The sequence below is a fragment of the Thermodesulfobacteriota bacterium genome (assembly GCA_034189135.1).
Classification (GTDB): Bacteria; Desulfobacterota; Desulfobacteria; order Desulfobacterales; family JAUWMJ01; genus JAUWMJ01.
The window spans coordinates 1-21,378 of the sequence record JAXHVO010000001.1; the positions used below are offsets into that span (position 1 = coordinate 1).

The window sequence follows — 21,378 nt, forward strand, 5'->3', positions numbered from 1 at the left end:
CTGTGGTGAATCAGCAGGGAGAGCTGGTATGTACCGCACCTTTTCCCTCCATGCCGATCTATTTCTGGGAAGACCCGGACAACAGCAAATATCACAGTGCCTATTTTGATGTCTATCCCAACATCTGGCGGCACGGAGACTTTATAGAAATCAACGATCGTGGCGGTGTCACCATGTATGGAAGATCGGATGCCACCTTAAACCCGGGTGGTGTGCGAATCGGAACGGCGGACATTTATCGCCTGGTGGAACAGATGGATGAGATAGAAGATTCCGTGGTAATTGGTCAAAACTGGAAAAACGATATTCGGGTCATCCTTTTTGTCAAACTTGCTCAAGGCAATGAATTAACCGAAGAATTAAAGGGGAAAATAAAAAATACGCTTCGTACCAATGCGTCTCCCCGTCATGTACCGGCCAAAATATTAAGTGTGCCTGCGGTTCCCTATACATTAAACATGAAAAAAGTGGAGCTGGCAGTGAAAAAAATTATCGAGGGCAAGCCTGTGCTGAATAAAGATGCGCTGAGCAATCCGGAAGCGTTAAATTTTTATGCGGATATTAAAGAGCTACAGGAAGAATAAAAATTACAACAAAATTTTTAGGTATATGTTTACATCTTCATAATATGGCATTATAATAATCTTTTATAACCAGATAATGAAAGGAAATATTAAAAATGAAAGTTGCAGTTAGCTCAAGCGGAAAAGATTTAAACGCATCCCTCGACCCGCGGTTTGGCAGATGCGCTTTTTTTATGATGGTGGAAACGGACGATATGAGTTTTGAAGCTTTTGATAATGAAAGCATAGGACTGGGCGGGGGTGCCGGGATTCAATCGGCACAGTTTGTCGCATCCAAAGGGGCGAAAGCCGTGATCACGGGTAATTGTGGCCCAAACGCCGTGCAGACGCTTTCGGCCGCAGGGATAAAGTTGTTTACCGGTCAGACAGGATCGGTAAGGGAAGCGCTTGAAAGATATATAAATGGCAAACTCACGCCGGCAGAGGAAGCCAATGTGGACAACCATTTCGGAATGGGCCAAGCGTCTGCAACTGATTCTGCAGCCCCAGCTTCAGGTGGAGGTATGGGTATGGGTACCGGCATGGGCATGGGCGGAGGCAGAGGTATGGGCGGTGGCAGAGGCATGGGTGGCGGTGGAAGGTGTATGGGCGGAGGCGGCGGCCGAGGAATGGGCCGTGGAATGGGGATGTCCGGAATGGGTATGCCCAATCAGTCAGGACCCGGTCCATTACCGAAGACCCAGGATTTGGAAAGTTTGAAGGAACAGGCCAGAAACTTAGGCCAACAGATGGAAGACATCATGGCCCAAATTAATAAATTGGAAAAGAAAGATTAAAATAAGCCATCTAAATGTTGCACACCCTTAATTCATTTAGTTGTTAACGAGTTGATTGATATCGAATGCGTAAATCGAGATGACGATATCATTTTATTTTAAGTGATATGAATCGAATCAGTCGGCAACGTGTCCCGATATTTGGGATAAGGTGTATCAGTTGCTGAATAGAAGGAAAGAAGTGTATGAGCGACAAATTTGATACTTTTGTACAGGATTTACAGGAGCAGATTTTTGAAGAGACCAGAGAGGATTATGGTGAGGTGGCCTATCAACGGTGGCGAAACCCGCTCTATGTTGGGGCTATGGAAGATCCTGACGTACATGCCAGTATCAAAGGAACCTGCGGAGATACAATTGGTATTTTCTTGAAGTTTAAGAACGGTCATGTGAAGGAAGCGTCATTTGTAACCGACGGATGTGGATCCAGCATGGTATGTGGCTCTTTTGCCGCCGAGATGTCCTTGGGAAAAATATCTGAGCAGCTGTTTGAGATTACCGGAGAGACCATTCTGGACAAATTGGGAAAATTTCCCGAAGAAGACAGACACTGTGCTTTTCTGGCTGCCGAGACGCTGCATAAAGCGGCAAATGAATATATGATTAAGAAAAGAAAATAGAAATGTAATTTTGATTTATACCGATTGGGACTTATTGCCATGATTATAAGCGTTGCGAGTGGAAAGGGCGGAACCGGCAAAACAACTGTTTCCACCAATCTTGCCCTGTCCATCGGGCATGAGGTTCAACTGCTTGACTGTGATGTAGAAGAACCGAACGCCCATCTTTTTGTTAACCCTGTTTTTAAGGAAACAGAAACAATTTTGCTGCCTGTACCGGAAGTTAATGATGAAAAGTGTACCTATTGCGGAAAATGCGGCGATATATGCCAGTTTAAGGCGATTGTCGTGGTAAATGAAACCGTATTGGTTTTTGACGAACTGTGCCACAGTTGTGGTGGATGTATGGAAGTCTGCCCTGAAGATGCCATAACAGAAAAGGGCAGGGAACTGGGCATTATTCAAAAAGGGCGCAGGAACTCCATTGAATTCATTCATGGAAAACTGAGAGTCGGTGAAGCCATGGCCCCGCCTTTGATAGATAAGGTTCGTTCTTTCACCCGCCCGGATAAACTCACTATTATCGATTCCCCACCCGGCACGTCATGTCCGGTCATCATGTCTATGAAAAATACGGACTTTATTCTTCTGGTTACCGAACCGACTCCATTCGGGCTTCATGACTTGAAACTGGCGGTGGGTGCGGTAAAAATGCTCGATATTCCCTGCGGACTGGTGATTAACCGCGCCGATCTTGGCGACAGCCGGGTGAAAGAGTATGCAGACAGGAAAAAATTGCCGGTTCTCATGGAAATTCCCTTTGACCGAAAAATTGCCGAGGCCTACTCCAGGGGGGACATGATCGTTGAGGTCATGCCTGAATTTAAAGACCGGTTTATAAAGCTCTATCAAACCATTAAAGATATGGTTGCATAAAGAATCAGCACCATCCAAAGCTCAAATGTAATTAACCTGGATTCTTACTCGCCAACCGATCCTCTCAGGCCGATTGAATCGGCGACTTCCCGCATGCCCATAATCGTATCTGTGATCAACTCTGCCACCTCTACTCCCAGCATTCCGGCACCCTGTTCAATCACAGACCGGTTGACACCGGCGGCAAATCTTTTATCCTTCCATTTTTTCTTAACTGATTTGGCCTTCATATCCAGAACGCTTTTGGAAGGGCGCACCAAAGCGGTGGTCACCACCAGTCCGGTGAGTTCATCAATGGCAAAAAGATATTTTTCCAGCTTGGTTTTAGGTTCAACATCCGTGCAGATTCCATATCCATGGCTGATGACTGCTCTGACGTATTCATCGGGCCAGTCATTTTCCTGTAGAATTTCTTCGGTCTTTTGGCAGTGCTGGTCGGGATATTTTTCATAGTCCAGATCGTGTATCAGACCGATCACGCCCCACTTTTCTTCGTCTTCTCCATGTTTGCGGGCGATATACCGCATCACCCCTTCCACCGCCAGGGCATGTTTAATGAGGCTTTCATTTTTATTGTATTCAGTTAAAAGCTGGTACGTTTCTTCTCTGGACGGGACCTTTTTATTCATGAGATAATCTCCTAAAAAAGCTAAAAAGTTGCGAACGTCGAACATCGAACGTCCAACATCGAATTTTGAATAAGGTATTCTGCCTTATTTGAACACGTGGTTAGATATAACAATTCTCTGGATTTCCGAGGTGCCTTCGTAAATGGTAAAGACTCTTGCATCTCGGTAATAACGTTCTACCGGATATTCCTTGATGTATCCGTAACCTCCGTGGACCTGAAGGGCTTTGGCTGTGACCCTGTTAACCATCTCAGAGGAAAAAAGTTTTGCCATTGAGGCCTGGGCCGTATAGTTTTCCCCCCTGTCTTTCATTGCAGAAGCAGACAGCATCAGTTGGCGGGCTGCCTCGATTTCCGTGGCCATATCGGCAACAATCCAGCGCAGGCCTTGAAACCTGGAAATAGACTGGCCGAACTGTTCTCTTTCTTTGGCGTACTGGACCGCAGCATCCAGAGCAGCCTGTGCCACCCCCACCGATTGGGCCGAAATACCGATCCTGCCACCGTCCAGACCGGTCATGGCAATTTTAAACCCTTCACCTTCTTCACCCAGCATGTCTTCTGCAGGGACACGGCAGTCTTCAAAAACAAGATCCACCGTATCCGACCCGCGAAGGCCCATTTTATCTTCCAGCGGCCCTGTAGTGAAGCCGGGGGTTCCCTTTTTTATAAGAAAAGCGCTGATTCCTTTGTGACGTTTGGTTTCATCCGTTTTGGCCGTTACGATGACTGTTCCTGCATTCTTGCCCGTGGTAATGAACCGTTTGGTTCCGTTTAAAATATAGCTGTCTCCGTCACGAACGGCTTTGGTGGTCTGTCGCACCGGATCCGACCCGGCATTCGGTTCCGTCAGGGCAAAGGCACCGATCACTTCACCGGTTGCCAGAGGCTTTAAAAAGCGCTGTTTTTGATCTTCGGTGCCGTATCTTAAGATGCTTTCACAAACGATTGAATTGTGAACCGACATGACCACAGCGGTAGAAGCGCAGGAATAGGCAACTTCGGAAAGGGCAAGGACGTAACTGATCGTATCCGCTCCTGAACCGTTATATTCGGGAGGAACCATCATTCCCATAAATCCGAGTTCCCCAAGCTGTTTCAAATTATCTCCAGGAAACTCTTTGGTCTTATCACGCTCTGCGGCGGTGGGGGCGATGACTTCCCGTGAAAAATCCCTGACCATTGTTTGAATCATTAATTGTTCATCAGTAAGCTTTATCGACATAAGTAAACTCCTCCAACTAAGACGATGAGGCAGGAAGGTGATATGACCGGGAAGCGAATTGGCTGTCTCTCACTTGTCTTCAGAATTTCCCGGTCTCCAGGCCCTCAAGCTCATGCTACGGTCCATAAATGACAACGATCAATTCTGCTTTTTCCTTGCCGGTATTTCTTAACATGTGTCTGATTCCGGAGTTGAAATGAAGTGATTCACCTTGTTTTAACTTGTTAATGTTCTCCCCCACAGTGATTTCAACCTTTCCCTTCAGCACATAAACAAATTCTTCTCCTTCGTGTTGATATCCAATCCCCTTGTGGTCCTTTAACGGATCAACCGTGACCTTAAAGGCTTTCAGGTGTTTGTTTTCAGCACCTGGCGTCAGCGTATCATAGGCATAATTTTCCGTGCGTGCCGTGTAGGCCTTTACACGCTTTTTGAGGGTGGATTCCTGTTGCCTTAGAAAAAATCCGGAGTCAATCTCTAAAGCTCTTGAAATCTGCAGAAGCGCTCCCACCGGTGGTATTTCCGTGCCGGCTTCTATCGCTTTTAGATAATCGACGGAAAAACCGGTTTCATTCGCAAGGGTGCTATAACTGGTTTTTTTTTGCATTCTGGCTTTTTTGATTTTTTTCCCCACGGGGTCTTGCGCTGCAGCCTTTTTGCGTGGCATAATACCTCCTTTTATTGGTTGGTGAAAATCTTGAGCAGTTCGTTTTACAAATTTGTCAATGTGGATGGCATGGTAAAAAGCCCCATCTGCCGCGTTGGTGAGGTTTTTCAGCCGATCGGCAAACCACCTGTATTGCCTCGTCCCTGAAAAACCATGGTGCCATGTATATGGAATTTTTTATCACGCCATCGATATTCGGTATATCATTGCTTTACCCTTATAAAGAATTTTTTTTTAATCAACAAGTAAAAATTTTAACCCGTTTTACTCAATTATAAACGCTTTCCCTGACAAACGCCTATTTATTCGCCACAGGGGGGTGCAACAAATCATACCCGGGAAATAAAAATGAATTTTGCCAACAAACTGGTTGCTCTGGATCGAATTTACCAGATTTATGATCATTTTACCAAAGGGCTTGACCTGGCATGTAAAAGATACTGTGCCGACTGCTGCACGCGTAATGTGACCCTGACCACCCTTGAAGGGTATAAAATTGCGGATTTTTTGAAGCAAAGGGGAAAAACGGATCTGTATGCCAACATTAAAACCGTTTTGTATAAAAAACGCTTTTCTCCCGAAATGACCATGAATATGCTGGCAGAACTGTGCCGTCAGGGAAAGGATATTCCTCAGGAGGAAATTGATGTCCGGTGGGGGGAATGTCCCCTTTTAACCAATAACGAATGTCCGATTTACCCGGTGAGGCCTTTTGGATGCCGGTGCTTTGTGTCAGGCACCCGTTGTGGGGAAACCGGTTATGCAGAAGTCGATCCCTTTGTTTTAACGGTTAATAGCCTATTTTTACAATACATCGAACACGTTGACCGGGACGGTTATTTTGGCAACCTGAGCGATGTTCTCCTGTTCATGAGAACTGATGAAAACGGCAAATTGCTCGAAAAAGGAAATTTAAATTATCAACAGACGCGGATGATACCCAACCGGCCGATGAAAGCCCTATTCGTCCCACCTGAACACAAAGCCAGGATAAAGCCGATCTTAAGCGCACTTAAAAACAGAACGGCATATTTGGGGTTGTAATCCATCCATCGGGACGGTATAAAAAACAAAGGGTGAGTGATGTTTTTATTACTCCCTGAAATACAACTGTAAAACCAGCATTGATAATGGGGTTACCTGGCTGAAATGAAAAACAAAAGCAAAAAAGCCCTGGTCACCGGGGGCGCCGGATTTATCGGGTCGCATCTTGCCGATGCCTTGGTGTCGGCCGGATGGCAGGTTTCAGTGATAGACAACCTGTCCACCGGGAAGCTTTCCAATCTGGAACAGGTTAGGGACAAAATATCATTTTATAAAGGGGACATCCTTGATGAAGTCGTTTTGCAGAAAGCGGTTAAAAACTGCGATGTGATATTCCACCAGGCAGCCATCGTTTCCGTGCCATTGTCTATAGAAAAACCTGTTCACTCGGCCAGGGTAAATGAAATGGGAACGCTTGCAGTGCTGGAGTCTGCCAGGAAAAACAACGTCAGGCGGGTGGTTAGCGCAAGCTCAAGTGCGGTTTACGGGGATGACCCACAGCTCCCCAAGAGTGAAAATATGGCTTTAAAACCGCTCAGTCCCTATGCGGTGCAAAAACTGGCCGGTGAATATTATTCCGCGCTCTACCACAAGCTTTACGGACTTGAAACCGTTTGTATGCGTTATTTTAATGTGTATGGACCGAGGCAGGATCCCACCTCTCCTTATTCCGGCGTTATTTCAATCTTTATGTCAAAGGCGGTGTCTCAAAAAACCCCTGTCATATATGGTGATGGAAATCAATACAGAGACTTTATTTTTATCCAGGATGTGGTAAAGGCAAACCTGCTGGCATCAAGCACTGATGGGGCAAGCGGGAAAGTGTTTAATGCCGGAACCGGTCAATATGTTACCATAAACGGGCTTTGGGAAATGGCATGTGAATTGTCGGGTGTAAATATCAAACCTGAACATGAAGCGCCCAAACCCGGTGATATTGTTGAATCTGTGGCAAATATCGATCAGGCCCGAAAAATTCTTGGATTTAACCCGGAGTATTCTTTTAAAAACGGGCTTGAGATCACCTTTAACTGGTATCAAAAAAACCGGTAACCTTTCACCGATTTTATTTCAGTGTTTCAGGGTGTTTAAACCCGTTTGAGCAGTGCATGAGTGCTGGCTGAAATACTTTCTCAAGGTCCAACCCCGGAAAATCTATATCTCCATATGTTTAAGGTAGTTTTTAACCTGTGGAATGATTTCATGCTCAGGGTATTTTTTTAATAAAGCGGATAAGATTTTTTTCGCCCGTGAGGGGTCCATCAGGCGGTCATGAAATATTTGTGCGCAGCGGTAATATGCCTTGGGCACCAGGACATCGTCCGGGAAGGCTTTAATCATACTGTTATAGGTTCTGATTGCTTCCTTTATTTTTCCGGTTTCGTTAAGCCAGCCGCCTATTTTAAAAAGGGCAAAAGAAGTGGAAATGAACTTCTGGTTCATCGCCAGGCACTTGGTGTATATTTCACAGGCTTTAATTTTTAAATTTTTATGAGCCAGTAAATCAAGGTGTGCCTTGCAGTGCTTGAGAATTTCGGGTTTTCGCTTTTTCATAATAAGTAGATTTAGATAGCGCTCTGAAAGAGTCACGTCTGTAATCGGGTGTGTTTTGGCGGTGTCTGCAATAAAGGAGATTGCGTCATCGAGCCTGCCGTCCTTTATCATTATATTGACCCGGTTGAGCATATTGGTTGTTTCATCTTTTTCAATTTCACTGGTTTTTACAGCCGACTCCTTGAAATCCTCATAATCAACCTGATACCCGATTTCTTCATGGTATTGCAGGATCACATAACCCATCAAATGGTAGGAAATGATGGTATAGTAGTTTTTAGCAAAACCGAAAAACAGTTCAAACATTTCAGCGGGTAAAAATTTAATGATATACTGGCCCAAAACAGCAGGGGCAGAGCCAAGGAGAAACAGAAAAAAGTACATCAAAAGATAGCCGCGGCCGATCCGAAAAGCCAGTCTGGTAAAAACCACCGGATTAACTGCATGCAAAAGGCTGTTGGTGGTAACCAGAAGTATGATTATGGCCGGAACATAAAAAAGGGCAAATATGAGAAATAGAACAGCCACAATGATACCGGCTGTGGGAATCAGCCAGGCAAATATAAACCCGATAATGATATAGATGGCAATCTGTTTGAACACCTGCATAAAATCTTCCGAAATCGTTTCTGAAGTAATCTTAGGCGGTGTAAGGTCTCCATGTGCAGTGGTTTTAAGTGCAGCAAAAGAATACTTAAACAGGATCCCCCATAGTACAATTTTGAGTAGTAAACCGATGATGGAAAGCTTGGAAAGAATCAGACCGGCTACGGACAGTATCACAATTAATGCCAGTGGCTGCAGTGAAAAGGGGTAGGTGAAAAATTTAGGCAGTCTGCTCCAGAATGGTTCAATGATGTTGGCAACTCCGACCCAGCTGGCCTCGACATTGCACTTGGGGCATAAATGAATGCTTTCATTTTTAAGAGCGCCAACTTTTTTCCTGGCCACAATACAATCCGGGCAAAAGTACGAGCCACACTTCGGGCAATTCCAGTAAGCCGGTTTGGTCGCATGGTATTCGCAGAATTGTTTCATGGCTGGCGCATCAAATATGTTAAGAACAAAGCATAACAAATTTACAAAACGATTTATTATTACATATTTAGCCGGGTTGAGGCAAGCAATAAAAATTATTATGGCAAATAATACCGTGTGATATGGGTCAGGTCAGAGACAAACGGCCAGACCGAATGGATTAACCCATGTTACAAGTTACGGGTTGCGAGTTATAAAATGAATTCTAGCTAATTTTTAATAGAAAAAATGGTAATATTTCCCATTGCTATGACTTTACAACTATTTGAAGTTGTTATATTATTCGTGTTTGGTGCCTCAATTTTTTTTAACTCGTAACCCGCAACCCGCAACTTGTGGTGTATACTATGGAACCCTTTACAGGGGTAATCAAAGCCAGTACCTCTGGTTCCGGATATTTATTTTGTGTTATTTGCCGCTTTGTGATTAGTAACTACTTAGGTGTTTAGGTTGAAGACTAAAGACGGTTAGGGAAAAGCGTATTTTAAAGCCATGTTTGATGTAAGAATCACATTCCGCCAAAGTACTGCAATCGTACTTTTCTGACCCCTTCAGCCTGACTACGTAAGTAGTCACATAAATTTCTGAAAAATGGCGAAAAAGACAGTCATGAAATCATCTTTGCCCATTGTCATTTCTGCATCCAGAAGAACCGATATACCCGCTTTTTATATGCCGTGGTTTATGGACCGGATAGAAAAGGGGAGTTTTGCGGTCACAAATCCGTATAATAGGCACGTTTCCCATGTACCTGTCACCCGTGAAAAGGTTCACAGTATTGTATTCTGGTCAAAAAATTTCAGGCCGTTTATGGAAAACGGTTATGGGGATGAGCTGCAGAAAAGGGGATATCATCTGTTCTTTAATTTCACCATAAATTCTCACTCACCTTTGCTTGAACCGAATTTACCTTGTTTGACCGATAGTCTGGATCAGCTTGAATCTCTTTGTCGCCGTTTTGGTTCAAATGCGATTAACTGGAGATTCGATCCAATATGTTTTTATCAAACCAGGGGAAGGCGGACGATGGATAACCTGCACGATTTTTCCCTTATTGCGGATAAGGCATCGAGCTGCGGTATCAAGCGATGTATTACCAGCTTTATGGATCACTATCCGAAGATTAACAAAAGAACATCACAAATGCGGGATTTTTCTTTTATCGATCCGGTTCTTGAAAAAAAAAAAGAGATTGTGTTAAAAATGGCAACAACTCTGGCTGAAAAAAAAATAAGTCTGCAAACCTGTTGTGAAAAAGAAGTCATTGACGTACTTCCTTTGGACAGCGGCATTTCTCCAAGCTCGTGTATACCGAATGATCTCTTAGTAGAAATATTCGGTGGCAGGCTTTCCATGAGAAAAGATACCGGCCAGCGTATTAAAAGCGGGTGTGGGTGTAAAGTATCTGTGGATATCGGCTCATACGACCGCCATCCCTGTTATCACAACTGTCTTTTTTGTTATGCCAATCCGGCTAAAAGGCCGGAAGGCATGGAGGAGGGGAAGTCAGGAAACCGAAAACCTGGAGGCCCTGAAGCTTAAATAAAACTGATCCTACTTGAAGTTTATAATAATTTAGGTCTTAAAAAAAAGATTTACCACGGATTTCCACGGAAAGACACTGAATTTTATTAAGGTTTTTGATACCCCGACCGGTTGCGGCGGGGAGCTTCATTTTTTAATATCTGTGAAGTTTCCGTGAAACTCCGTGGTAAAAACATTGCGAAAATGAAAATCGGCAAACTTATACTTGATAATCCGGTTATTCTGGCACCTCTGGCGGGTATCACCAACCTTCCGTTTCGCATGATGGCTAAAGATGCGGGCTGTGGGCTGGTCTGTTCGGAAATGATAAGTGCGAACGGACTTGTCCATCGATCGATAAAGACGGAAAAAATGCTTGACAGCCATCCTCGAGAGAAACCCCTTTGCATACAGATAGTTGGCTCTGATCCATTAATCATGGCGGATGCGGCAATGATTGTGGAAAACTCGGGGGCGGATATTGTGGACATCAATTTTGGCTGCTCGGTTAAAAAAGTGGTTAAAACAGGGGCCGGTGTTGCCCTGATGAGGAATTCGAAGCAGGCAGAACAATTGCTCGAAACGGTTCGCAAAACAGTAAAAATTCCCCTGACCATAAAGATAAGAACCGGATGGGATCAGTCAGGCACCCAGGCCATGGAAATAGCCGAGATTGCTCAGGCGTGCGGTGTTGATGCGATTGCAGTACATCCACGCACAGCGTCCCAAGGGTTTAAGGGCGTGGCGGATTGGTCAATTATTTCGGCAGTTAAAAAAAAGGTTTCCATCCCGGTGATAGGCAACGGGGACATTGTAAATCCAGAAGATGCCATACGGATGCTTGATGAGACAGGTTGCAATGCAGTGATGATAGGGAGAGCGGCAATCGGAAATCCATCCATTTTTTCCCAGGTACTGGCTCTTTTACGGGGCGAGGAAATGCCTCAAAGGGATACTCTTTCGCGTTTTGATATAATGATCAAATACCTGAAAGATTCCGTAGAATACCTTGGTGAAAAGCAAGCATGTTTTATGATGCGCAGCCGTCTTGGCTGGTTTGTTAAGGGAATGCGTTTTAGCAGCAGTTTCCGAGAATCCATCAAGCATATTTCGTCTGAAGAACAGGCGCTTGACCTGATCAGATCATACCAGGACATGGTGATGCAAACATGAAAACTTGACAACTTTCAATAGATGAGCATAAATAACGCCAAATATAAAAACCTAATATTTAATGGAGCATTGAATGAACGGCTTGCTGTTTATTGACGATGAAGAAGGGGTGCGGCGTTCGCTGCTTCGCGCACTGAAAAGAGAAACCTATCCAACCTATGCCGTGGAGAACGGAGAAGAAGGAATCGAATTTTTAAAAAATAATATTTCCAGTATAGCAACCGTGATTTCAGACTACAAAATGCCTGGATTGGACGGCCTTGAAACCCTGACAGTCATCGGTTCACTAAATCCTGAAATAACCAGGATCATCCTCACCGGCTACGCCACCATGGAAGCCGCCATCCATGCCACCAATGAAGGAATAGACGGTTTTTTAACCAAACCGTTTGATAATATAGAGCTCAGGGCCAAAATTCGGGAGATCTCCGTACGAAAACACCTCAGGCAGTTTGTACCGGAGCAGGTTTACCGGGAGATGGAAAGCTCTTCAGGATTTCTCGAATCCAGATTTCATGAGGTATCCGTTCTGTTTTGTGATATCAGGGGATTTACCAGAATGTCACAGGATGCATCACCGGAGGTCATCGCATCTTTTTTAAATAATCAGTTTTTTATACCTTTGGGAGAGATTGCCTATAGATTCAACGGAATAGTGGATAAACATATTGGTGACAGCATTATGGTCGTATTCAGTTCAACTGACGGGAGCTCCAGTGATACGGCAAATGCGGTGAAGTCGGCGCTGGCTATGCAAAAAAAGGCCAGGCAGATAAATGATGAGCTGCGGGATAAAAAGGGGCTTAAGCTTGATATCGGAATAGGCATATCAACAGGAAGTGTTTTTTCCGGAATCCTGGGATCGCTGCGGAAAAAGGAATTTACCTCCATTGGAATGGCTGTCAATGTGGCGGCAAGGCTGGAAAGTTTGGCAGGGAAAGAAGAAATTCTGATAAGCGAAAGCGCTTTTGAAAAACTTTCAAATCCGGTGCTTCCGGATGGAATAGAGGCAGTGGCTCTGCCACCGGCAACCATTAAAGGACTTGAAGATCCGATGGTCATTTACAGGATAAGTGATTAAACTGCAGACAGTTATCCTGACTTATTAAGAGCTTTAAGACAAATTCAAACTTTCGAATTTGTGTTGAACCGCAGAATATCGAACAGGGAATAATGAATATCGAAGTAAGGTATTCTATCATTTTAGTAATATAAAGGAAGGATAAGAGCGATTCCATACTTCATCATTCGAAATTCCTTGTTCGATATTCAAATAATGCTTTTTAGAATTAGTAATATCTCAACAGAAACAACCAAATTTTCAAAAAGCTAAATTATTACTCATTTTTTAATTTTTACACTGCCTCCTTCCACGAGGTGACTGCCGGAATAAAGAACAGCTTCACAGCTATCGGCGTAAACCGTAATCAGTTTTACTTCTCCTGTTTTATACCCAGGCATACGGAAGCGATGTCCGTCAACTCCTTCAATGGTTTTGCCCGGGGCAAAAACTTCAAGCAAAGCTCCCGGCACAAGTCCAACTTCTTTTCCCGATGATATGACTATATGGTTTTCAGTGACTGAGGTAATGTATCCCTGCCAGGGCGCATTATTAACCGCGTGGCAAATCTTTTCGGCGATATCTTCGGAAATTTTTAAAAATATATCATCCACTTCAGAGAGACTTACCACTTCTTTTTTTTTGTAAAGCTCCAGTTCAAGTTCATCAACTTCTATTGCTTCGCTGTATCCTTCATCGATGAGCTTCACGCCTGTTTCTGTATCATATACGTCAATTTTAACCTGAAAATAAATAAACTGGTGTAAATCTCTAAAAAAGATAATCCCCCTTTTTTCTTCTTTTCCGGTAATACCCATGATTTCGCCGATTACAATCGCATTCATCCCCGCTTGTCTTCCGAGTTGGGCAAGGCCAAGGTTGTCAATGCTTTCAGTATCTTTCAAGGGAGTATTGACCAGAAAATCGGGATAGTTCGCATCACCCGGCTTTACCAAAAGCATATCAGCACATGAATCGGATATCGATTCTAATAAATAGTGCTGAAAGACTTTTTCATAGCTGCGGTCTTTAAAAGAGGTTTTGTTTTTAACCACGGCAATGCCGACCTTTTTGGCCGGATCGCTGATTGGATTAGTTGTCTGACCTGATTTGTTGTTAGTAGAGGAAAGGGATGAACATCCTGTAACCAGGAAAAAGCAAGTCAACGACAAGGGAAGAGCACACTTATAGTGAAATCGGTGAATCCATTTATTGATGCAGCCAAATATCATTTTTTCTCGCTAAACTCCACGCGTGTTTGGGTGGTTATCCCACCTCTTGAGGTAAAGTCTCCGGTGACCTCCATCCATTTTGGAGCGAGTTTAGCCACCAGGTCATCTAAAATCCGGTTAACCACATGTTCATAGAATATTCCCACGTTTCTGTACTGCAGCAAGTAAAATTTTAAAGATTTTAATTCAATAATTGCTTTTGCTGGGCGGTACTTTACAGTGATACACCCAAAGTCAGGTAGTCCGGTCATGGGGCACACCGAGGTGAATTCCGGCTGTTTGATAACGATGTGGATATCCCGGTTAGATTTATATTCCAGGGGCTCAAGGATGTCCGCCTGAACCGTTTCCGGTTTTATAATATTATATTTAATTTTTTTATCATCCGATGATGCTCCAGATAACACCATTTTTTTATCCTTTTCATCGGGAGGCGGTTTCGATTCCCGCTACGAGCGGGAAACATTTTACAACGGCCTCCAAGGCTTTAAGGTTTGTTTTTTAATTCCGCCTAGGTGAGAATAAAACTGGTACATTTTGTTAAAGAAAAATATTCACTTATTACGAAACGAATAGAGACCTTTGCAAAATAGTAATTTTTGTCAGACGCTGAAATCGGGCAAAAAGTGCCGTTTTACAAAGGTCTCTAATATATATGCCTGACTCTATTAGTCAAGAGCAATAAAAAATTCTGCTCCGCTTTAACCTCAAATCAGAGTAACATACTGATTTATATTCATATTGTGACTTACGAACCCGTTTAACTATAGAACCATATAAAATTTTGATCAGCTCATCATTTTTCCGCTACAGTTTTTTCATTAAAGGCCGATATAGTCATATAGATAAGAAATAGCCGGTTAGGGCTTGAAACTGGAAATTGGAAATTTGGGGGAAAAATTCGGCCCTAAATTGAATGTCTTCATCCATATTTATGAAATCGTGAAAAACATCGCCAACACCGTCAAGTAGATCTTCCCGGAAATTTACCGCATGTATGATGAAAATAGAAAAACGATCCTTTTTGTAGATGATGAAAAGAGCATTTTAGGTATTACCAGTGAATATTTCCAGCGCAAGGGATATCGTGTGGTAACGGCCAATAACGGGGTTGAGGCGAAAAAAATACTTGAGCAGGAGCAAATTGACTGTTGTTTTACCGATATCAATATGCCTGAAATGAACGGCCTTGAGCTCGCCGAGCATATATGGATAACCGATAATACCATACCGGTAGTGATTATGACGGCATATCCTTCATTGGATAATACCATCAGAACCATTCAAAATGGCGTGGTTGATTTTTTAACCAAACCGGTCAACTTGAATCAGATGGAACTTTGCGCTCAGCGGGTGCTTCATCAACGCCAACTGTTTATTGAAAATCTGCTGTTAAAAAAAGAAGTGGAGGGTAAGACACGGCTGGAAAAGTTAAACCAGGAACTTCTGCATAAGGTGGATGAACTTCACACCTTAAACAAGATCATGAACGTATTTTCCAGCATTGGTATCAGTTCTGATGTATTCAAGCGACTGGTGGATATGACTGTTAAAATTTCTCATGCAGATGAATCGCACTTTTTTGTGATTGATGAGAAAATGAAAACCCCCATAGAAGTCACCGCTTCTGCTGCCGATAAAAAAAGCCCAGATATTGAAGCCCTCATTTCAAACACGGATGACCGTTCATTTACCGAAACAGGTATCAATAAGATAATTATGGAAAGTGTAGCGGATGAAATGCCGCTGCTGGTGTCAAGGAACAATGGAACCTATGGTTTACCTGATGCAATACTGTCATTTATGATTGTTCCCCTGGTGATCAGGGACAAAGTTTTTGGTGTATTGACCGCATCAATAAAAAACGGAACAAAGAGATTCACTGAGAATGACCTGTATTATCTCTCATTCATGGCGCATAATGCCGGTTTTGCCATTGAAAATCTGGCCCTGTATGAAAATATTTATGAGAATCTGTTTGCCACACTGTATGCATTTGTAAATACAATAGAAGCCAGAGACCCTTATACCAGGCAACATTCGACCCGGGTGACCAGTATCGCTATAGTGATCGGAAAAGAACTCGGGTGTACATCCGAGGAGCTGGACATCCTAAATGTCGCCGGCCATCTTCATGATATAGGAAAAATAGGCATACGGGATGATATCCTGCTTAAACCCGGCAGACTTACCCCGGAAGAATTCGAAAAGATCAAGGAGCACCCGGTAATTGGGGCAAACATAGTCAAGCAGCTGGGTCAGTGGGACCGGGAAATGGAGGTAATAAGATGCCACCATGAGCGTTTTGATGGCGCCGGTTATCCTGATGGGTTAAAAGGGGAAGAGATTCCTTTCCTGGGTCGTATTCTTGCAGTAGCCGACGTCTATGACGCGATTGCGTCAGATCGTGCCTACAGAAAAAAGATGGAAGAAAAAAGGATCTTAAAGATCATTAATGAAGGCGCCGGAACCCAGTTTGATCCTCAGATTGTAAAGGCTTTTCTAAAGGTCTATAAAGAAGGGAAAATTCAAGCAGTTTAACATTTGTAAAAATACTCAACATACCCACTGGGATGCCCGTGGTTTTTGCATATCCTTATGCATCAAGATCTTCGCACATATCTTCATAACAAATCAACCAACTTGGCTCAGGATACCTTTTTTCTTTGACACACGAAATCCTTTGCCTTAAATAAAGACCTGTGAGAGGCATATAACACCAAACAGCAATAAATAAGGTATCTGAAATGGCATCCATGGATGAACAGGTTTTAAGGGCGGCAAAAGAAATCGTGGTTAAATTTATTGAAGGCGGTAGGGTTTCTCCTGCCGGGTTTAGTGAAACATTTAAAGACATTTACCGTACTGTGGAAGAAACCGTCAAAGGGCCAAAGGAAAATTCCGGGGGTAAAAAACAAAGCGAACACAAGGATCAATAGATTTACGGCATAATGCCATACTTTTTAAGTTTTTTATGCAGTGTTTTCCTGGTGATTCCCAGCCGTCTGGCTGATTCGCTTTTGTTGCCATTTGCCGCTTTAAGCGTTTTTATCACCACTCTTCTTTCCATATCTTCCAGAGTCGTCATTTCATTGATATCTTCTAAAACCGGCGTGCTTTTCACCGTCCAGTCCAAAGGTGTTTGCATAATTGCAAGGTTTTTCCTGTCAATGTACTCTCCCCTGGCCAGGACTACCGCCCTTTCTACTGAATTCATCAATTCTCGCACATTTCCCGGCCAGTCGTATCGGATCAGATGATCAATCGCTTTGGGCGTAAACCCTTTTATCTGTTTTCGATTTTTCGCTGCAAAATCCTGCAGAAAATGCTGGGCCAGAAGAACAATGTCATCCCTTCTTTTCCTTAAGGGAGGGATATCCAGGCTGATGACGTTCAGGCGGTAGAAGAGATCTTCACGAAATGAACCTTCGGTTATCATCGTCATTAGATCACGATTGGTGGCGCCGATGACACGGACATCCACTTTAATGGCTCCATCTCCCCCCACTCGGGTAATCTCCCTTTCCTGTAAAACTCGTAAAAGTTTTACCTGCATGGCCAGGCTCATTTCGCTGACTTCATCTAAAAACAGACTCCCTTTATGGGCCTGAACAAACCGTCCATCCTTTCTTTTATCAGCCCCGGTGAATGCTCCTTTTTCATGGCCGAAAAGTTCCGACTCAAGGAGGGTTTCCGTAATAGCGGCACAGTTAATCCTAACAAAGGGGCCGTCTTTTCTGGGGCTGTTAAAATGAATCGCCCCTGCGATCAGTTCTTTGCCGGTCCCGGATTCGCCGTTTATCAGAACCGTTGCTTCTGACGCAGCCACCTGGGCAACTGTTTCCAGAAGATTAATCATCGCCGGACTCTTCCCGATAATATTCTGCCGGTCAAAATGTCTTCCCAGACTTTCCTTTAGAATACGATTTTCCTCTTTTAGCCGAATGTGTTCCATGGCCCTTTTAATGATTATCTTCAGCTTGTCAAAATCCAGCGGTTTGGTCAGATAATCGTAGGCTCCTTTTTTTATGGCCTCAACGGCTGTCTCAAGGGATGAATATGCCGTCATAATGATGACAGGGATGGCAGGATTAAAAGCTTTTATTTCATCTAAAGCCTCAAGACCTGAAACCTTTAACATGCGGACATCCATTAAAACCAGGTCAAAGGGTCGTTGTTTGACCTGTTTTATGGCCGTTGACCCGTCATCCGCCTCAATAATATTGTATTGCCACCCGCTTAACAGGGTCTTTAACATGGTGCGATGGGCGCTGTCGTCATCCACCACCAGTATGTCGCTTTTATTATTCATCAATGTTTATCTCTAAAGGAAATTGGTAGAAATAGGATAACCGCGGTGCCCTTTCCCGGACTGCTTTCAACTTTCATCTTTCCATCGTGTGCCTCTATGATATTATGCACGATCGCCAGGCCAAGGCCTGTGCCGGATGGTTTGGTGGTAAAATAGGGATCAAATATTTGAGGGAGCGCTTCTTTTTTTATGCCGCAACCGGTATCTGTCACACTTATTTTAATCCATTTGCTTTCCTCATCCCATATAAGGGCAATGGTCAGGCGTCCCCCGTTTTCCATGGCTTCTATGGCATTTAAGTAAAGGTTTAACAGAACCTGGTTAATACGGTCCGGATCGATCAACACTTCATTCACCGATGACGGGAAGTCGGTTTCCACTTTTATATTCTTTGCCAAAGCCTCATTTTCAATAAGTTTTAGGGAGTTATTTATCACCACTTCAATAGGAGTTGATTTTTTTGCGATGGTGACCGGTCTGGCAAATTCCAAAAGCTGACCGACCACCCGGTTTAATCTTTCAACCTCCTGGATCATGATATCGGCAGTTTGCTGGTCATCTTTATTTTCACGGTATCTGTCCTTAAAGTAAGTGGCAAATCCTTTGATCGAGCTTAACGGATTTCGTATCTCATGGGCCACCCCTGCCGCCAGTCTCCCTATGGAGGCAAGTCGCTGGTTCCTGGCAATCTCTCTTCTTAAAGCCTGAAGTTCTCTCAGATCTTTAAAAAGAAGAATATGTCCTAAAAAAGTCCCATCCTCATCGTGCAGCAATGTGGCGCTGACCTGCAGGGGAATGCGCCTGCCGTTCTGCATCAGACAATTTATCTCTTGTTCTACAATACCCTTTTTAATATCCGGGCGTTGTATCTGCTGTAAAAGTTCTGGGGGAAGTATTTCTTTGGCTTTCTTTTTTAATACTTTTTCAATTGAAATTCCCAGAACGGCCTCTGCCACGTGATTGAAAGATACGATTTTTTCGCTATCGTCAATGGCAATCAAACCAATGGGAACATTTTCCACCAGATTGTCGGAAAATGCCTTTACTCTGGAAAGAGAGGCTTTGGCAGTACGATAACTGTGGGTCAAAAAAAGAAAAATGATCCCGGCAAATCCGATTAACAGCAGGATAAGGCCCATAACCACTGTATGTCTTGCGTCTGCCTTTTGGGCCGCTTCGATGGTTTCCATGTTCAGTCCTACAAAGATAATTTGGGGATCTAACAGAACATCTCGTGGCACGTGCAGATGGTGCCTGGGGTTGAGATGGAATAGCATACGCCCATGTGGTTTTCCCCTGGGGCCACCGGTGGGTGAAAACCTTCTAAAGACTTCAAAAATATTCTTTCCATCAGGGAAGGATTTATAACGCCATTGTTCCAATGAAATAGCAGACATTTTTTTAAGGTCTAAATCGTTTGCGTATGTTTTACCAATTTGAGAAAGATCGCTGTGGGCCAGGATAACCCCGTTTGGATTTACCACAAGTAGATAAACAATATCGGGTAGCTGGGCGGTTTCGGTAAGAAGCCTTTGCAGCTTAAAATCGCTTCGCATTCGACCCATCATTCCTGTGCGGGTGCCTGCTTCAAAAGACCTGATCAGGGCCGCCCCTTTCTCCAGAAGAAGACGAACGCTGTTTTCCTTCTGGCGGTTCAGGTTTTCCCTTATCATCAAAGCAAAAATAGGAAGCAGCACCACCACTGCTCCAATAAATATCCAGGGAGGAACACCTGCCCAAAATCTTTTCTTTTTTGTTTTACTTGCCATGCTAATATTTAAAGCAAATTCAGTGCCAATTTACAGGGTAACATGACATTCAAACTTATGGATTCCCTAAAATGAAACATGCAGTTCTTTCAGGGCTGTGAATAACGAAAATAGATGGGTGCATGTCACCTGTTGCGGGTTTCATGATACGAGTTGCCGGTCATAAAAAAGGAATAGTCCCGATCGACAACTCGCATCTTGTTTCCCGTAACCCGAAGCATCTGAAACCAAGTGTATACTTTTTACCCGTTTATCATCAAATAACCACTTCACCTGGGTACATAGTATCCACCATTGTGTTTTCCTAATCAAGATATATTTTAATGCCACCCCAATGAATAAAAAAAATTGTAATAATACATTATAATTCAAATATGTTATGAAATATTTAGTTTTATAATTCAAATCTGGCACACAACTTGCTCAAGTAGTGTTTCAAATCGCGATTAAAACAATGATTAAAAAGCAAACCACATTTAAACACAAAGGAGACATAAAATGAAAATTCAAAGTTTAACTAAAACACTCATCGTTTTAACACTGGTTGCCATCATGGGGGTGGGGGTAACCGCATTTGCCGGCAAGGGTAAGGGAAACGCTGGTTATGCCCAAAGCGGTCAGGAATACGGCCAGTACGGGTGTGACGGTTCCGGGTACGGAAAGTATCACAAAGGGTATGGCAAGCGTGGATTCAGGGGAAATCTGAGTGAAGAGGAAATAGCAAAGCTAAATGAAGAGCGGAACGCATTTTTCCAAGCAACTGAGGAACTCAGGAGAAATATTTATCAAAAGCGTCTGGAACTAAACAGCGAACTGGCCAAAAAAAATCCAGATGCTAAAAAGGCGGGAGCTTTGCAAAAGGAACTGTCCGGTTTAAAAGGTCAGTTGGACCAGCAACGACTCCAGCACCGTATCAGAATGAACAAGATTAGTCCTGACCTGGGACGGATGGGTCCCGGTTTTGGCCACAAGGGCCGTGGGTTTCATGGCGGAGAAATGGGACGCTGGCAGGGCAGTCAGGGCCGCTGCTGGTAAAAACTGAAATAAAAATGATCAAAAAAAGGGGGGCACTTGTCCCCCTTTTTTCTTAATGATGATGTCGTCCTGCACAGAATCAATGATAGGCCGCCATTGTTTTCCGATATCCATATTGCCCTCACAATGATTAACACTGTTAATTAGTGTCGATCCATAAATAGACAAATTTACTACTGAACGACAGGTCAAAATAAGATGCCGGTTCAGAATAGTACAAAGTCGGGATCGAATTCGTTCCGAAAATGAGCATATGCTCAA

The 21,378-nt window shown here is 43.5% G+C and carries 20 protein-coding genes; 12 read left to right on the forward strand and 8 right to left on the reverse strand.

Annotated elements, in window-relative coordinates; translation table 11 throughout:
* The 4 genes from SWH54_00005 to SWH54_00020 all read left to right on the forward strand — a co-directional run.
* A partial coding sequence (locus tag SWH54_00005) for an acetoacetate--CoA ligase (GenBank protein MDY6789633.1) occupies window positions 1-584 on the forward strand: 584 nt, incomplete at its 5' end.
* 95 nt (window positions 585-679) lie between these two features.
* Window positions 680-1,360, forward strand: coding sequence for a NifB/NifX family molybdenum-iron cluster-binding protein (locus tag SWH54_00010; protein ID MDY6789634.1), 681 nt, complete (start codon window positions 680-682; stop codon window positions 1,358-1,360).
* A gap of 185 nt (window positions 1,361-1,545) precedes the next feature.
* A complete protein-coding gene (locus SWH54_00015) occupies window positions 1,546-1,980 on the forward strand; it encodes an iron-sulfur cluster assembly scaffold protein (GenBank protein ID MDY6789635.1) in 435 nt (144 codons plus the stop codon).
* Window positions 1,981-2,019: 39 nt separating this feature from the next.
* The gene (locus SWH54_00020) at window positions 2,020-2,856 is read left to right on the forward strand and encodes an ATP-binding protein (GenBank protein ID MDY6789636.1); all 837 of its coding nucleotides are present in this window, start codon (window positions 2,020-2,022) and stop codon (window positions 2,854-2,856) included.
* 44 nt (window positions 2,857-2,900) lie between these two features.
* Here SWH54_00020 and SWH54_00025 read toward each other — a convergent pair whose 3' ends face one another.
* From SWH54_00025 to SWH54_00035, 3 genes are all read right to left on the reverse strand, one after another.
* Window positions 2,901-3,485, reverse strand: a complete 585-nt coding sequence (locus SWH54_00025; GenBank protein ID MDY6789637.1) for an HDIG domain-containing protein — start codon at window positions 3,483-3,485, stop codon at window positions 2,901-2,903.
* Between the two features lie 84 nt (window positions 3,486-3,569).
* A complete protein-coding gene (locus tag SWH54_00030) occupies window positions 3,570-4,709 on the reverse strand; it encodes an acyl-CoA dehydrogenase (GenBank protein ID MDY6789638.1) in 1,140 nt (379 codons plus the stop codon).
* A gap of 115 nt (window positions 4,710-4,824) precedes the next feature.
* Window positions 4,825-5,376 (reverse strand): cupin domain-containing protein, encoded by a 552-nt coding sequence (locus SWH54_00035; GenBank protein MDY6789639.1) that lies wholly within the window; start codon window positions 5,374-5,376, stop codon window positions 4,825-4,827.
* Window positions 5,377-5,724: 348 nt separating this feature from the next.
* Here SWH54_00035 and SWH54_00040 point away from each other — a divergent pair, with 348 nt between their 5' ends.
* Window positions 5,725-6,420, forward strand: a complete 696-nt coding sequence (locus SWH54_00040) for a YkgJ family cysteine cluster protein (GenBank protein MDY6789640.1) — start codon at window positions 5,725-5,727, stop codon at window positions 6,418-6,420.
* 105 nt (window positions 6,421-6,525) lie between these two features.
* On the forward strand, window positions 6,526-7,473 hold the full coding sequence (locus SWH54_00045) for an SDR family oxidoreductase (GenBank protein MDY6789641.1): 948 nt from the start codon (window positions 6,526-6,528) through the stop codon (window positions 7,471-7,473).
* A 102-nt stretch (window positions 7,474-7,575) separates the two neighbouring features.
* Here the strand turns inward: SWH54_00045 and SWH54_00050 are convergent, their stop codons facing one another.
* Window positions 7,576-9,012 carry a tetratricopeptide repeat protein gene (locus SWH54_00050; GenBank protein ID MDY6789642.1) on the reverse strand — a complete coding sequence of 479 codons (1,437 nt, stop codon included), beginning with the start codon at window positions 9,010-9,012 and terminating at the stop codon, window positions 7,576-7,578.
* Window positions 9,013-9,621: 609 nt separating this feature from the next.
* On the opposite strand from SWH54_00050, the gene SWH54_00055 reads away from it, so the two are divergent.
* From SWH54_00055 to SWH54_00065, 3 genes are all read left to right on the forward strand, one after another.
* The gene (locus SWH54_00055) at window positions 9,622-10,554 is read left to right on the forward strand and encodes a DUF1848 domain-containing protein (GenBank protein MDY6789643.1); all 933 of its coding nucleotides are present in this window, start codon (window positions 9,622-9,624) and stop codon (window positions 10,552-10,554) included.
* 186 nt (window positions 10,555-10,740) lie between these two features.
* A complete protein-coding gene (gene dusB / locus SWH54_00060) occupies window positions 10,741-11,709 on the forward strand; it encodes a tRNA dihydrouridine synthase DusB (GenBank protein MDY6789644.1) in 969 nt (322 codons plus the stop codon).
* A 73-nt stretch (window positions 11,710-11,782) separates the two neighbouring features.
* Window positions 11,783-12,790: an adenylate/guanylate cyclase domain-containing protein gene (locus SWH54_00065; GenBank protein MDY6789645.1), complete on the forward strand. Its 1,008-nt coding sequence runs from the start codon at window positions 11,783-11,785 to the stop codon at window positions 12,788-12,790.
* A gap of 260 nt (window positions 12,791-13,050) precedes the next feature.
* Here SWH54_00065 and SWH54_00070 read toward each other — a convergent pair whose 3' ends face one another.
* Window positions 13,051-14,001, reverse strand: a complete 951-nt coding sequence (locus SWH54_00070) for a hypothetical protein (GenBank protein MDY6789646.1) — start codon at window positions 13,999-14,001, stop codon at window positions 13,051-13,053.
* Entirely contained in the window at window positions 13,998-14,411 is a 414-nt protein-coding gene (gene queF, locus SWH54_00075) for a preQ(1) synthase (GenBank protein MDY6789647.1), read from the reverse strand. Before queF ends, SWH54_00070 begins: the two co-directional genes overlap by 4 nt.
* 583 nt (window positions 14,412-14,994) lie before the next feature.
* Here queF and SWH54_00080 point away from each other — a divergent pair.
* Window positions 14,995-16,542, forward strand: coding sequence for a response regulator (locus tag SWH54_00080; GenBank protein ID MDY6789648.1), 1,548 nt, complete (start codon window positions 14,995-14,997; stop codon window positions 16,540-16,542).
* Between the two features lie 206 nt (window positions 16,543-16,748).
* Window positions 16,749-16,940: a conjugal transfer protein TraB gene (locus tag SWH54_00085; protein MDY6789649.1), complete on the forward strand. Its 192-nt coding sequence runs from the start codon at window positions 16,749-16,751 to the stop codon at window positions 16,938-16,940.
* Window positions 16,941-16,942: 2 nt separating this feature from the next.
* Here SWH54_00085 and SWH54_00090 read toward each other — a convergent pair whose 3' ends face one another.
* Together SWH54_00090 and SWH54_00095 are read right to left on the reverse strand one after the other, a co-directional pair.
* Window positions 16,943-18,313, reverse strand: a complete 1,371-nt coding sequence (locus tag SWH54_00090; protein MDY6789650.1) for a sigma-54 dependent transcriptional regulator — start codon at window positions 18,311-18,313, stop codon at window positions 16,943-16,945.
* Entirely contained in the window at window positions 18,313-20,082 is a 1,770-nt protein-coding gene (locus SWH54_00095) for an ATP-binding protein (GenBank protein MDY6789651.1), read from the reverse strand. The genes SWH54_00090 and SWH54_00095 overlap by 1 nt, the downstream gene beginning before the upstream one ends.
* A 498-nt stretch (window positions 20,083-20,580) precedes the next feature.
* Here SWH54_00095 and SWH54_00100 point away from each other — a divergent pair, with 498 nt between their 5' ends.
* Window positions 20,581-21,117 carry a periplasmic heavy metal sensor gene (locus SWH54_00100; GenBank protein MDY6789652.1) on the forward strand — a complete coding sequence of 179 codons (537 nt, stop codon included), beginning with the start codon at window positions 20,581-20,583 and terminating at the stop codon, window positions 21,115-21,117.
* The last annotated feature ends 261 nt before the right edge of the window (window positions 21,118-21,378 follow it).